This is a genomic window from Sphingomonas yabuuchiae (genome assembly GCF_014199595.1).
In the GTDB taxonomy this organism is placed as follows: Bacteria; Pseudomonadota; Alphaproteobacteria; order Sphingomonadales; family Sphingomonadaceae; genus Sphingomonas; species Sphingomonas yabuuchiae.
In genome coordinates, this window is the sequence record NZ_JACHNX010000002.1 from 67,712 (window position 1) to 81,944 (window position 14,233).

At 67.4% G+C, this 14,233-nt stretch carries 9 protein-coding genes; 6 read left to right on the forward strand and 3 right to left on the reverse strand.

Translation table 11 applies throughout. The features are described from left to right. Positions 1–29: 29 nt before the first annotated feature. Genes GGQ89_RS03515 through GGQ89_RS03525 form a run of 3 tightly spaced genes read left to right on the forward strand, consistent with a single transcriptional unit; the run spans position 30 to position 3,855 of the window. Entirely contained in the window at positions 30–524 is a 495-nt protein-coding gene (locus GGQ89_RS03515) for an RNA polymerase sigma factor (protein WP_184104145.1), read from the forward strand. Beyond that, the gene (locus GGQ89_RS03520) at positions 521–1,462 is read left to right on the forward strand and encodes a FecR family protein (protein ID WP_184104147.1); all 942 of its coding nucleotides are present in this window, start codon (positions 521–523) and stop codon (positions 1,460–1,462) included. Before GGQ89_RS03515 ends, GGQ89_RS03520 begins: the two co-directional genes overlap by 4 nt. Then, positions 1,459–3,855 (forward strand): TonB-dependent receptor, encoded by a 2,397-nt coding sequence (locus tag GGQ89_RS03525; RefSeq protein WP_338112328.1) that lies wholly within the window; start codon positions 1,459–1,461, stop codon positions 3,853–3,855. Before GGQ89_RS03520 ends, GGQ89_RS03525 begins: the two co-directional genes overlap by 4 nt. On the opposite strand, the gene GGQ89_RS03530 is transcribed toward GGQ89_RS03525, so the two are convergent. Next, entirely contained in the window at positions 3,856–5,094 is a 1,239-nt protein-coding gene (locus GGQ89_RS03530; protein WP_240456482.1) for an SGNH/GDSL hydrolase family protein, read from the reverse strand. It lies immediately after the preceding gene. A 116-nt stretch (positions 5,095–5,210) separates the two neighbouring features. Between GGQ89_RS03530 and GGQ89_RS03535 the strand changes: the two genes are divergently transcribed. Further along, positions 5,211–7,670, forward strand: a complete 2,460-nt coding sequence (locus tag GGQ89_RS03535) for a glycosyl hydrolase 115 family protein (RefSeq protein WP_184104150.1) — start codon at positions 5,211–5,213, stop codon at positions 7,668–7,670. Here GGQ89_RS03535 and GGQ89_RS03540 read toward each other — a convergent pair. Continuing rightward, positions 7,667–8,671 carry a cupin-like domain-containing protein gene (locus tag GGQ89_RS03540; protein ID WP_184104152.1) on the reverse strand — a complete coding sequence of 335 codons (1,005 nt, stop codon included), beginning with the start codon at positions 8,669–8,671 and terminating at the stop codon, positions 7,667–7,669. The genes GGQ89_RS03535 and GGQ89_RS03540 overlap by 4 nt on opposite strands. Beyond that, on the reverse strand, positions 8,668–9,375 hold the full coding sequence (locus tag GGQ89_RS03545) for a SapC family protein (protein ID WP_240456483.1): 708 nt from the start codon (positions 9,373–9,375) through the stop codon (positions 8,668–8,670). Before GGQ89_RS03545 ends, GGQ89_RS03540 begins: the two co-directional genes overlap by 4 nt. Positions 9,376–9,595: 220 nt before the next feature. Here GGQ89_RS03545 and GGQ89_RS03550 point away from each other — a divergent pair, with 220 nt between their 5' ends. Together GGQ89_RS03550 and GGQ89_RS03555 are read left to right on the forward strand one after the other, a co-directional pair. Beyond that, on the forward strand, positions 9,596–12,607 hold the full coding sequence (locus GGQ89_RS03550; protein ID WP_184104154.1) for a TonB-dependent receptor: 3,012 nt from the start codon (positions 9,596–9,598) through the stop codon (positions 12,605–12,607). 68 nt (positions 12,608–12,675) lie between these two features. Further along, positions 12,676–14,223: a tryptophan halogenase family protein gene (locus GGQ89_RS03555; protein WP_184104156.1), complete on the forward strand. Its 1,548-nt coding sequence runs from the start codon at positions 12,676–12,678 to the stop codon at positions 14,221–14,223. Positions 14,224–14,233: the final 10 nt, after the last annotated feature.

A 14,233-nucleotide genomic window follows, 5' to 3' on the forward strand; every position in this document is an offset into this window, starting at 1 on the left:
ACTCCCAATGGATTTTGCTGGTTTCCACCATGCCGCCCACCGGGCTTGAGGCCATTTTCCTTGCCAATCGCGACAAGCTCGTCCGTTTCCTGGCGGCGCGCGGGGCGGGCGATGCGGCGGAGGATCTGGTGCAGGACCTGTGGCTGAAGGTGGCGGTCCGGATGGACGGACCGATCGCCAATCCGCTGGCCTATCTTTACCGCGCCGCCGACATGCTGATGATCGATCGTTATCGGGCGCGGCGACAGGAGGAATTGCGCGAGCAGGATTGGGTGGAAGGCGAAGGCCCGGAGCCGCCCCCCGGTGCCGAACGCGCAGTGGCGGCGCGCCAGACCGCCGAACAGGTCGCCGCCACGCTGGCAGGCCTGGGGGAGCGTCCCGCCGCCGTCTTTCGCCGCGTTCGGGTCGACGGTATCCCCCAGCGTCAGGTCGCGGCCGAGCTGGGCGTCAGTATCAGCACCGTCGAGAGCGATCTCCGTATGGCGGCCCATGCGCTGGCCGCGCTGAAGGAACGGATCGAATGAGCCAGGACCGTCTTTCCCCCGCGCACGGCGTCGATACGGTCGCGCTCGACTGGGCGCTGCGCATGACCGATCCGGTGAGCGCCGACTGGGACGCCTTTACCGAGTGGCTGGAGGCCGATCCCGGCCATGCCGAACGGTACGACCGGGCGGCCGCGACCCTGATGGAGGCCGAGGAGGCGCTGTCGGCACAACCCGAGGTCCCGGTGCCCGTCGCGATCGCGCCGGAGCCGGTGCGGCGGCATCCGCTGCGCTGGGTCGGCGGGGCCATGGCGGCGGCGCTGATCGGCGCGATCGGCGTGACCGCCTGGCAGGATCGGCCCCAACCCTATGTGGTCGAGACGGCCGCCGGGGAAACCCGCCGCATCCCGTTGTCGGATGGCAGTAGCGTCACCCTGGCGGGGCTGAGCCGGGTCGAGCTGGACCATGCCGAACCGCGCCGGGCGGTACTGGCTCGTGGCGAGGCGCTGTTCCAGGTGCGGCATGATGCGCAGCACCCCTTTGCGGTTCAGGCCGGGAGGCTGGCCCTGGTCGATCTGGGCACGGTATTCGACGTGCGAATGGGCGGGCAAACCCGTGTCGCCGTGGCCGAGGGGGCGGTGATGGTCGACCCGAAGGGGGCGGCGCTCCGTCTCGACGCCGGGCAGGCGGTGACGGTCGATGGCGACCGACTGATCCAATCGGCCGTGGAGCCCCAAGAGGTCGGCGGCTGGCGCGAGGGCAGGCTGGCCTTTGACGGTGTGCCGCTGGGCGTTGTCGCGGAGGATGTGTCGCGTTTCCTGGCCCGGCCGGTGACGGTCGCGCCCGCCATCGCCGCACGGCCCTTCCGGGGAACGATCGACCTGGAAGCGGTCCGGCGCGATCCGGCGGTGCTGGGGCCGCTGATGGATGTGAGGGTGCGGCGGGCCGCGACCGGCTGGATGCTGGAACCGCGCGAGTGAGATCCATCGGGGGCGGGATCGGATGTCTGGTGGCGGTGGTGGCGGCGATGCCCGCTACCGCCGCCGATCGCGTTTCGCTCGACCTGCCCGCCGGAACCGTGGGGGCGCAGGTGATGGCGCTGGGTCGCGTGGCGCGTGCCAATATCGTGGTTCCCGATGCCGGGCTGTGGCGTCGCCCGGTGCCCCCCTTGCGCGGGGCATTGTCGGTCGAACAGGCGCTGGCCGCCATCGCGCGCGGCAGCGGCGCGCGGGTCGAGGCGTTGGGACCCGGAAGCTGGCGGCTGACCCCGCGCCTTCGCTCGCCCGCGCCGAGGCCGAAGCCGCGTCCCCTGCCGCCAGCGGACGTACAGGGCGAGGATGTCGTCGTCACCGCCAGCAAGCGCGACACGACCCGCGACCACTTTGCGGGGCAGGTGGTGCAAGTGGCGGGGGCCGATCTGGACCTGGGCGGGGCGAGCGGCACGTCGAAGCTGGCCGACCGGATGACCGCTATCGCCTCCACCTATCTGGGTGCCGGGCGCAACAAGCTGTTCATCCGGGGCATAGCGGATTCGAGCTTCACCGGCCCGACCCAGGCGACCGTCGGCCAGTATTTCGGCGACCTGCGCCTCAGCTACAATGCGCCCGATCCCGATCTGCGGCTGGCCGATCTCGCGGCAGTCGAGGTGCTGGAGGGGCCGCAAGGCACCCTGTATGGCGCGGGGTCGCTGGGCGGTTTGATCCGGCTGGTGCCCCATGCGCCTGACCTGACGCAGTTCGGGGGTTCGGCGATGCTGGGCGGTTCGGCCACCACCAACGGCGCGCCGGGGGTGGATGCGCAGGCGGTGCTGAACGTGCCCGTCATCGCCGACCGGCTGGCGATCCGACTGGTCGCCGACAGCGCGAGCGAGGGCGGCTATATCGACAAGCCGCTGCTCGGCCGTACCGACGTCAACCGCACCCGCATCGCGGGCGGTCGTGCGGCGATGAAGGCCGATCTGGGCGGCGGCTGGAGCATCGAGGCGGTCGGCATCGGCCAGCGCATTCGCGGCGCCGACAGCCAATATGTCGATCGTGAAGGCCCGCCGCTGACCCGCTCGGCACCCGTCACCGAGGGTTTCTCCGCCGATTTCGGACAGGCGCAGCTGATCCTGTCCGGCGGGATCGGGCAGGTGCGCTTCCGCTCTAGCAGCGGCGTCACGGCGCACGACCTGATGGAGCGTTATGACGCGACCCCGCCGGGTGGTCCCGTCCAGCTGTTCGCTCAGGCCAATGCCACCCGAATGCAGGCCAACGAGACCCGCGCCTGGCATTCCGCGCCGGACGGATCGGGCTGGCTGGCGGGGTTCAGCTATGTTCACAACCGCACCCGGCTGACGCGGCTGTTTGGCGAGCCGGGCGAGTTGCTGCCGCGCACCGGCGTCGTCAACACGGTGGAAGAGGCGACGCTCTATGGCGAGGCGAGCCTGAGGCTGTTGCCGGGCCTGCTCACCACCGGCGGCCTGCGCGTCACCCGGTCCGTGCTGGACGGAGCGGGCGAGGATTTGCCGCTCGCCTTGTCGTTCCAGGCGCTGGCCAGGCTGCGGGAAGTGACCGCGCGGCGGGCACAGACGATCCTGCTTCCCTCCGCCTCGGCGCTGATCGACCTTACGCCCAACGCACAGCTGTTCCTGCGTTATCAGCAGGGGTTTCGTCCCGGCGGGTTGACGATCGAGGGGCCGCTGGTCCGCCGGTTCCGCAACGACCGTGTCGCGACCATCGAGGCGGGCCTGCGCAGCGGACAGCCGGGGCGGGACCGCTTCGACGGGTCGCTGACACTGGCGCACACGGCATGGCGCGACATCCAAGCCGACTTCATCGACGCCACCGGCCTGCCCAGCACCGCCAATATCGGCGACGGCCAGCTCTGGACCCTTGAGGCGCTGGCGGGCTTTCGTATCGCCCCGGGGCTGAGGGTGGAGGGCGCGGTCTCCTATAATGACAGCCGCATCGACGAGCCGTCGAGCGCGCAGGCCTTTGCATTGATGGATGGGCAGGCCGCCGACCGGGCGATGATCCTGGCGCGGTTGAGCCAGATTCCCAATATCGCGCGCTTCACCGGCCGGGCGGGGGCGGTCTATCGCCGGACGTTGTCGGGCGGGCGGGACCTGCGGGTCGACGGTTGGTTGCGTTATGTCGGATCGTCGCGGCTGGGCGTCGGGCCGATCCTGGGCGAGCGGCAGGGCAGCTATCTGGACAGCGGCGTGACCGCGCGACTGGGGCTGGGCCGCTACGGGGTGACCGCCGGTATCACCAACCTGGCCGATGTGCGCGGCAATCGCTTCGCCCTGGGCACGCCCTTTACGACGGGGCGGGATCAGGTGACGCCGCTGCGGCCGCGCACGCTTCGGATCGGGCTCGACGCCGCTTTCTGATCAGCGGCGCGTGAACAGCGACAGCGGGATGGCGTCCGCCATGGCGCGATAGCCCGCCATGCTGGGGTGCAGGTGATCGCCCGTGTCATAGGCGGGGAGCAACCGATCGGGCTTGGCGGGATCGCGCACCACCCGGTCGAAATCGACCACGCCGTCGAAAATTCCCGCCGTTCGGATGAAGCGGTTGATCGCCTGCCGGTCGGCCTCGGTTTCCGGGCCGGGATGATAATAGTCATTGCCCTGGAACGGCGTGATCGTGCCGACGATCAGCTTGATGCCATGGGCATGTGCGCGCTCCGCCAACTGGCGATAGGCCTGGGTGATCCGGCGTACCATCGCCTGATGCGTGGCGGCGTCGACCGGTTGCTCGCGGGTCAGAACGCCCAGATCGTTGACGCCCTCCAGCAGGATCGCATGGGTCACGCCCGGCCGCGCGATCACGTCGCGGTCGAAGCGGGCCACGAGATTGGGGCCAAGCCCGTCGAGCAGCACCCGGTTGCCGCCGATCCCGGCATTGACGACCGAAAAACTCCGCGTGGCAGGCGAGGCGGCCAGCCGTCGTGCCAGATCGTCGGGCCAGCGGGTGTTGCTGTCGTCGGTGATGCCATAGCCATCGGTGATCGAGTCGCCGATCGTCACGACCGTCTGCTTCTGAACGGCGTCGCGCACCTCGATATCCGACAAGGCCCACCATCCGCCGATGACCTGCGCATCGGGCAGGGCGTTCCGCGCCGTGGTGTCGCCCGCCGTCAGGAAGGTCTTGGACCGTGCACCCGAATGGCCGGTCGGGGTGGTGACGGCTTCGGGGAAATAGAGGCTGACCGCCACATCGCGCCCCGCCTCGACCGGCAGCGTGACGGGGTCGGAGTAGAGTTCGGCCCCCGGTGGCACGATCACGTCCGTGGCGCCGTCGAAGCGGATCGGAAGGATCGCGGACACGTCCGAGCGGCCCGGCGTCGCCAGCCCGATGGTCGCCGCCCCGATCTTCAGCGGGGTTGTGCCTGCGATGTTGGACAGACGCAGGCGGAGCGTCTTGCCGCCGGCGGTCAGATGGACGATCTGGCGGATGGTGGCGGGGCCGATTTTGGCGAGTTTGTCGGCATTCGCGCCGTCGATCCGCATCTGCGACGAACCCCAGGCCGGGGTCCAGCGCGCGCCCGGCATCGGCGCGGCGGCGGTCATCGCCGTGGCGATCGCGAACAGCCCTGCGGCCCGGTAAAACTGGCTGAACGGCGTCATGCCCATCCTCTCTCTCAACGATCCGTGCTTGCGGCTTTGCTGGATGGTAGCGATAACGGGCGGGAAATCCAATGAAGAACGCCCCGCTTATCAAGGACGGGGCGAGGAGAGAGACGATGCGCCATTTGTTCCTGTCCGCCGCGCTGACGGCGCTGATCCCCGGTGTCGCCTGGGCCGCACCCGATTGCGCTGGCGCCGTCGCGGCGTGCGAGCGAGCGACGCCGGGGGCGCTGTCGCTGCTGGTGCCGGGGCGCGTGGCGACGGTCGTCGTCGATGCGGGTGACGAGCCCGGCGTGGCGCGCACCGCCAGCGATCTGGTCGCCGATCTGAAGACGGTCGGCGGCGGCGAGGTCAGGCTCGCCCACGACGTCTCGGGCGGGGCGACGGTGATCGCGGGGACGCTGGGCCATAGTGCGATGATCGATGCGCTGGTGAAGGCGGGCAAGCTGGATGTTTCGGGTCTGGCGGGGCAGTGGGAGGGCTATGTCGAGCAGGTGGTCGACGATCCTGCGCCCGGTGTCGCGCGTGCGCTCGTCATCGCCGGGTCGGATCGGCGCGGCACGATCTTCGGCCTGTACGACATCAGCGCCAAGGCAGGCGTCAGCCCCTGGACCTGGTGGGCCGATGTGCCCGTGCAACGCCACCCGACCCTCTATCTGACGGCGGGGCGCGTCGCGGATCGTCCGGTGGTCAAGTATCGCGGCATCTTCATCAATGACGAGGAACCGGGCTTCGGCAACTGGGCGCGGACGAAGTTCGGCGGGGTCAATCACCTGGCCTATGAAAAGGTGTTCAACCTGCTGCTGCGGTCCAAGGCGAATTTCATCTGGCCCGCCATGTGGGGCAAGTCGCTGTGGGAGGACGATCCCGCCTCTGCTCCGCTGGCGCAGGAGATGGGGGTGCTGCTTGGCACGTCGCATCACGAACCGATGCAGCGGGCGCAGGCCGACTGGAAGCGTGAGGGCACCGGGCCGTGGGATTACACGAAGAACGCTCCCGTGCTTCGGTCTTTCTGGCGGAAAGGCATCGAGCGGCGCGGCAAGGCCGAGGACCCCGTGACCATCGGCATGCGCGGCGACGGCGACGAGCCGATGACCGAGGGCACGGCGACCGACCTGTTAGAGCGGATCGTCCGCGACCAGCGCCAGATCATCGCCGACGTGACCAAGCGCCCGGCGGCCGAGACGCCGCAGGTCTGGGCGCTCTACAAGGAGGTGCAGGATTATTACGACAAGGGGATGCGCGTCCCCGACGACGTGACCTTGCTGTTCGCCGACGACAATTGGGGCAATATCCGCCGCCTGCCCCCGATCGGCGAGCGCCGCGCGGGCGGGGCGGGCGTCTATTATCACTTCGATTATGTCGGCGGGCCGCGCAATTATAAGTGGCTCGACACCAACGCCATCCCCCGCATCTGGCAACAGATGCGGATGGCGGACGATTATGGCGCGGATCGCCTGTGGATCGTCAATGTCGGCGATCTGAAGCCGATGGAATATCCCATCGGCTTTTTCCTCGACATGGCGTGGAATCCCAAGCGCATGGATCTGGCCGCGATGCAGGCTTATCCGGCCAAATGGGCGACGGCGCAGTTCGGCGCCGCGCACGGGACGGAAATCGGTGCGCTCCTGACCCGCTATGGCCAGCTGGCCAGCCGTCGCAAGCCCGAGCTGATCGATGCGACGACCTATGGTTATGCCGATGGCGAATGGGCGCGGGTGCTGGGCGAGTGGAACGCCTTGGATGCGCAGGCGCGCCGGGTCGGGGCGACGCTGCCCGCCGATTTGCACGACGCCTATTATGAGCTGGTCCTCCACCGGGTCGAGGCGATGACCAACCTGCACCGGCTGTACGAGGCGGTCGCCGCCAATCGCGCGGCGGCGCAGGCGGGGGATGCAGCCAAGGCCAAGCGCTTCGCCGATGCCGCGCGCGGCTATTTCGCGCAGGATGCGGCAATCCGCCGCCGCTACGAGGTGGATACCGCGGCCGGCAAATGGACCAGCATGATGGCCCAGACCCATATCGGCTATACCGGCTGGCAGCAGCCCGATGCCGATGTGGTGCCCGCGCTGGCGACGGTCGAAAAGCCGTTGCCGCTGCCACCGGTCACGCCGAAACCACTGGTCCGGATCGCCGCCGACGCCGGTCGCGCGGTCGACGGGCGGGGTATCCGGTGGCAGCGCGTTGCGGGCTTCACCGCCGAGGGCGCGGCGATGGTCGCGACGCCGACCACCGCGCCCGTGATCGAACGGCCGGGCGGCGACAGCCCGCATATCGTCTATGACGTGAACTGGACCAAAGCCGGGCCGGTGGCGCTGGGCGTGGTCGCGGCGCCGGGCCTCGACGTGCGGGGCGGGGGCAGGCACCGGATCGCGGTGTCGGTCGATGACGCCGCGCCCGTCATACTCAACCTGATGGCGGGCGAGACCGAAGAGACGTGGGGCCGTTCCGTGATCGAAAACCGGCGTGTCGCCTCGACCGTGCTGCCTGCCTTGTCGGCGGGCAAGCACCGCGTCACCCTCTGGCTGGTCGATCCCGAAGTGGTGGTTCAGGGGGTGACGCTCAGCCCGCGCTAACCCCCGCGCAGCATCCGCATCGCGTGCGCCCGGACCATCTTGGCATGGTCCGGACCGTCGCTCAGAACGCCGTGACGCTCCTCGGGCAGATGGGCGAGCGGATGGCCGTCGGGGCGGAAGACATAATGGTCGAACCAGGCCCGCCACGCGGCCCGCTCGGCGGGAGGGCGGCCCGCGATTGCGCTCATCGCCAAGAGCATGGTCGGGAAAGGCTGATCGGGGCCGACCGGAAAGGCGTCCCACCAGTAATTGACCAGGACGTTGAGAGCGCCCGTCGCCTCGACCCGGTGCCACCAGAGCTTGGGCATGTAGAGGGCATCGCCTGGCCCCAGCTCGACGGTGATCGCCCGGTCGCGCGCCTGTTCGAACCGGGGATAGCGCGGGTCGCCGGATTCGGCGCCGGCGGCGAGGGCGACCGGCTGGCCTGCCATCGTGTGATCGATCGGCCCGACATACAAGTCGCCGATCGCGTCGGGGGGATACAGGGTGAAGGTCCGCCGCCCGGCCACCACGCAGGCGATATTGTCCATCATGTCGTAATGACACGGGACGGTCGACGCATGGCCGATCCAGATCAGCGGCGATACGCCCGGCGGTGCGAAGGGCAGGCGATTGTCCTCGGCCAGACCGGGCAGGGCGTTGGCGATCGGCAGGGACCCGACGTAAAGCGTCTCGCTGTCGCTCCCAGCCGCGATACGCCGCACCGCCTCGTCCAGCGGCATCGCCTGTCGCCGGAAGTTGAAGCCCGACATATCGTCGGTGTAATCGTAGCGGCCACTGATCGCCGCGTCGCCGACGAACGCCTCGACCTGTCGACCCGTATCGAAGCGCGCGAGATAGGCGGTGAGGGCATCGCCATCGACCTTCGCGGCCTTTGCCAGCGGCCAGTTCGACGCCGCGTCGCGAATGACGACCGGGCGGCAGGGCTCGACCACCAGCCGCCGAAAGGCATCATGCCCGTCCAGCGCCGCGCGGTCGATCTCGGCCGCCGTCTGGGTCATCGGGCGAGGCCGCTCAGCCGCTCATTGCGCCGCCGCGCCAGTGTCGGGATATGCCGGACCGATCCGGTGATCGCATAGATGAGCTGCAGGTCGCCCGAGCGAAACAGCGCCAGCGCGACATCGTCGGGAAGCGCATGCACCGCATCCAGGCTGATGGTGTAGAGCGAGTCGAGCCGCAGGCTTTCACCATTGTCGAATTCGAAGCTCAGGTCGATCGGCTCGACCAGCCTGTTCTCCTCCAGCCGGCGCAGGAACTGTTCGGTCTCCGGCAGGCCGACATGCAGCCGCCGCAGCGCCGCCTGCACCCGGCGAAGCGCGGGGGCCGGGCCGCCGTCCGTGTCGAACACGGCCGCGCCGTCCATCTGGGTCAGCGCGGGATGATGCACGTCGATCGCGATATTCTCGCCCGAGACGTAGAAGCCCTGACGCTCCAGATCGGCGGGGCGATAGTCCGCCAGCGTGCCGTTCGGGGCGAGGCAGAGATTTTCGTCCGGCACCAGTCCCATCAGCGCGCCGGGATACAGGTCGCCGGTTTCGGGATGGCGGGCCATCAGGATCGGATAATGGAGCGCGGCGGGCAGGAATTCGTCGGCCACAAGCTGGACGAAATGTCGCCCCACATCGGGGGCGGCGGAGACGCGCAGGGCCGCATGACGCGCGCTGTCGAGCAATTCCATTTCGGCCATGCCGGTCGGTCCCTTCATCCCCTCGGTCCCGTCGCGTTACGTGCGAAGCGGGGCGGTCAGGCCGTGACTGTGTCCGTCCCATGCGCCTGCCGTCAAGCCACGGGATAGCCGGTCCCATCCGCTCTGACAAATGGCTTGTGATGCATCTATTATAACGCTAACATCGAGTCATCGAATGGGTGGTACGGTGCAAGAACGCCGATCGCGCATGAATATGATAAACGTAGGAGAGGGGAAGATGGTGGCTCGCACTGCTTTTGTGGCTGCATTCGTTTCGCGCCGGACCTTGATGGCGGGCGTCTCGCCGCTCATGGCCCTCGCCATGGTGTCGCCGGGGACGGCCTTTGCCCAGACCAGCGGCGCGGTCCGCCCGGACGTGCCGGTCCAGGCCAACACCACCACCGCCCAGCAGGCCGGTACCCCGCAGGACCAGTCCACCGCTCCCAGCGAAGCCGATAACAGTCCGTCTCCCGCCGGCGAGGCGACCACCGCCGACATCATCGTGACCGGCCTGCGCAGCTCCTTGCAGCGCAATCTCGACATCAAGCGTACCGCGACCGGCGTCGTCGACGCGATCTCGGCCGAAGATATTGGTAAATTCCCCGATTCGAACGTCGCGGCCTCGCTCCAGCGTCTGCCGGGCGTCTCGATCCAGCGGTCCGGCGCCCGTGGCGAGCCGACCGGCATCACCGTTCGCGGCTTTGGCGGCGACTTCAACACGACGCTGTATGACGGCCGCCGCATCTCGACCGCGACCGGCGGTCGCCAGATCGACTTCAGCACCGTCGGCTCGGACTTTATCGGCGGCATCAGCGTCCTGAAGACGCCGGACGTGTCGCTGGCGTCCAGCTCGATCGGCGCGACCGTCGACATCCAGTTCCCCAAGCCGTTCGACCACCCCGGCTTCCGCGCCGCCGTCAGCGCTTCCGGGTCGCTACAGGACCGCGCGGGCCATGTCGTGCCGACGCTCGGCGCGCTGGTCAGCGACACGTTCGCTGATGACACGCTCGGTATCCTGTCGAGCTTCATTTATACCCGCCGTGATACCGATACCAACCGCGTCTTCGTGTCGGGCTGGCCGGGCGGCAACTTCGCGCCTTGCCAGCTGCAAGGCAGCACCGCCACCGTCTGCAGACCTACCTTCGACCCCAACGCTGACCCCAGCCAACGCCGCACCCTGACCGGCTGGTTCCCGCAGCAATATGGCGCCGAACAGCAGCGGACCCAGGACGAGCGCGTCGACGGTCGCGTCGCCCTGCAATGGCACCCCAGCAACGACCTGATGGTCACGCTGGACAACAACTTTTCCCGTCAGACCATCTCGACGGACGTTTACGGCTTCGGCGTGTGGTTCAGTCAGGATGCGCTGCGCAACGTCAAGCAGGACGCCAACGGTACGGCGGTCAGCTTTACCCAGGCCGGTTCTCCGACCGACTTCACCGCAGCGATGAACAAGCAGATCCTTCAGACCAACCAGACCGGTCTGAACGTCAAGTGGGACGTCACCGAGAAGCTGACCGTCGAGGCGGACGGCGCCTATGCCAAGAGCTGGCTGAACCCCGGCAACACCATCGGCAGCAGCAACGGCGACATCGGCTATGGCGGCGCGCTGGGCACCAATCTGGGCTTCAACATCACCGCCGACAGCAATAAGGCGTTCCCGTCGATCAGCAACTTCGGTCCCGCCGGTAACGGTGGCCGTTGGGCCGATCCGGCGGTGATCGGGTCGCACGTCACCGTTCTGCAAACCCAGAAGAACACCGACGAACTGAAGCAATTCCGCGGCGTCGTGACCTGGAAAGAGGACAATATCACCCTCAAGGCGGGTGGCCAGTACACCGACGACACCTTCAACCTGCTGAACCGCAGTACCTTCACCAATAATTTCTGGCAGGCTTATGCCGGTTATGGTGCGCCGTCGGGCCAAGGCTCGGGCGTCTCGCCGCTGCCGTCGAGCCTGTATCAGGGATCGATCAGCCTCAACAACTTCATCCCTGGCTTTGGCGGCACGCTACCGCCGTCGGTCCTGGTCTATAGCCCGCAGGCCTATCAGAACTATCTGACCAGCTTGGGCAACCCGCAGGCGCAGAACGTCCCTGGCTTCAACTATAATGGTGGCGTGAACGGCTTCACCGGCCAGTTCACCGAAGCGGTCGATCCGGGCAGCATCCTGTCGGTCAACGAAAAGACCCTGTCGCTGTTCTTCAGCGGCAAGATGGAAGGTCAGATCGGCAGCATGCCGCTGCACGCCGCCTTTGGCGTGCGGACCGAGAACACCCGCCTCCGGTCGATCGGCCAGGGTCGTGCGCCCACGGTCATCACGCGCAGTGCCGCCGATCCGACCCTGCTGTCGATCGCCTTTACCGACGTCCAGCCGATTTCGAACCGCAGCAGCTATACCTATGTTCTGCCTTCGGTCGATCTGCGACTGGAAGTGACCGACACCCTGCAGCTTCGCTTCGACGCGTCGCGCACGCTGACCCGTCCGGGCCTCAGCCTGCTGAACCCCGTCGTCGGTATCGGCAACGGCCAGCGTGTCGGTGCCCTGTCGGGCAGCGGTGGCAACCCGAACCTAAAGCCCTACCTCGCCAGCAATTTCGACGTGGCGGCGGAATGGTATTACCAGCGCAACTCGTACATCGCGGTTGACCTCTTCCTGAAGAACGTCAGCAACTTCATCGTCGGCGGCGTAACCAACCAGACGGTGGGCGGCGTGATCGATCCGACGACGGGCAACCCTGCGGTCTTCGCCATCACGGCGCAGGTCAATGGTCCCGACGCAACGGTCCGCGGTGTCGAAATCGCGTGGCAGCAGGTGTTCGGTGACAGCGGCTTCGGCTTCCAGGCCAACGGCACCTTCGTCAACACCAACAAGCCCTATGACCCGAAGATCGTCGGGCAGAGCGGCTTCGCGGTGACCGGCCTGGCGAACTCCGCGAATTTCGTCGGCTTCTATGACAAGAACGGCTTCCAGTTCCGGACCGCGCTGAACTGGCGTGACGAATATCTGGCGGGCTTTGGCCAGAACCAGAATACCGGGTCGTACGGTGCCGAGCCGACCTTCGTGAACCAGAGCTTCCAGGTCGACCTGACCAGCAGCTACGACGTCACGAAGAACTTTTCGATCTTCGGTGAAGCGCTCAACATCAACAAGAACAAGCAGAGCACGCATGGCCGGTTCAAGAACCAGCTGCTCGACGTGTTCGATTATGGCCGTCGCTTCACGCTCGGCGCGCGCTATCGCTTCTGATGATGGCCGGTGGCGGGGATGGCGGGCTTCGGCTTGACATCCCCGCCGCTTCTCGGACCTACTGACCTATGGTTCAGCCCGTTCAGAATATCGTGATCGTCGGCGGCGGTACGGCCGGTTGGCTGACGGCCGGTGTCATCGCCGCCCGGCATCAGGGGCGGCGGCCGTATGGCTTCACCGTAACCTTGGTCGAGTCCCCCAATGTGCCGATCATCGGGGTGGGCGAGGGGACGTGGCCGACGCTGCGCACCACATTGCGCAAGATGGGTGTGTCGGAGACGGCGTTCTTCCGCGAATGCGATGCTTCGTTCAAACAGGGTGCGCGGTTCAATCGCTGGACCACGGGCGCGGCGGACGATGGCTATTACCATCCGCTGATGCTGCCGCAGAGTTTCGCGCAGGTGAATCTGGCGCCGCACTGGCTGACAGCGGAAGGCGAGCAGGTCAGTTTCTGCGATGCGGTGACGCCGCAGGGGCGCATCTGTGACGCGGGGCTGGCGCCCAAGACGATCGCGACGCCGGAATATGAGGCGATCGCCAATTACGCCTATCACCTCGATTCCGGGAAATTTGCCGACTTTCTGCGCCGCCATTGCTGCGAGCAACTGGGCGTGCGGCATGTGTTGGCCGATGTCGAAGAGGTATTGCTGACCGAAAGCGGTGACATTCACGCGGTGCGGACGGCGCAGGCGGGTGAAGTGACGGGCGACCTGTTCGTCGACTGCACCGGCTTTCGCTCGCTGTTGCTCGGTGAGGCGATGGGGGTGCCGTTCAAGCCGCTGAACGACGTGCTGTTCTGCGACACCGCGCTGGCCATCCAGGTGCCCTATGACGATCCCGAGGCGCCGATCGCTTCGCACACCATCTCGACGGCGCAGTCCTCGGGCTGGATCTGGGATATCGGCCTGCCGACGCGGCGCGGGGTGGGGCATGTCTTTTCCAGCAGCCATATCGATCGTGACGGTGCCGAGCGTGAGCTGCGAGCCTATCTGGGCGAGGCGGGGCGTGACCTGCCTGTTCGCGAGCTGAAGATCCGGGCGGGCCATCGCACCCGCTTCTGGGAGCGCAATTGCGTCGGCGTCGGATTGGCAGCGGGGTTCCTGGAACCGCTGGAGGCGTCGGCCATCGTGCTGATCGAGCTGTCGGCCAAGCTGATCGCCGAGCAGATGCCCGCCTGTCGCGAGGTGATGGATACGGTCGCCAAGCGGTTCAACGACACCACGCTCTACCGCTGGGGCCGGATCGTCGATTTCCTGAAGCTGCATTATTCGCTGACCCAGCGGACCGACAGCGACTTCTGGCGCGACAATCGTCGGCCTGAGACGATGCCGGATCGGTTGCAGGAGCTGATGGAACTCTGGCGCTATCAGGCGCCGTGGATGCATGACGAGTTCGACCGGGTGGAGGAGGTCTTCCCTTCGGCCAGCTACCAATATGTCCTGTACGGCATGGGTCAGAGCACCGACATCGCACCGGGCAGCCTGATCGCCGAGACGATTGTGGCCCAGCGGGCGCGGCGGGAGAATGACGTGCAGACCGGGCGGTTGCTGGCGGGGTTGCCGAAGCACCGCGACCTGATCCGGAAGATCGTGGAGCGGGGGTTGCCGACAATTTAAGGGTTGGGGC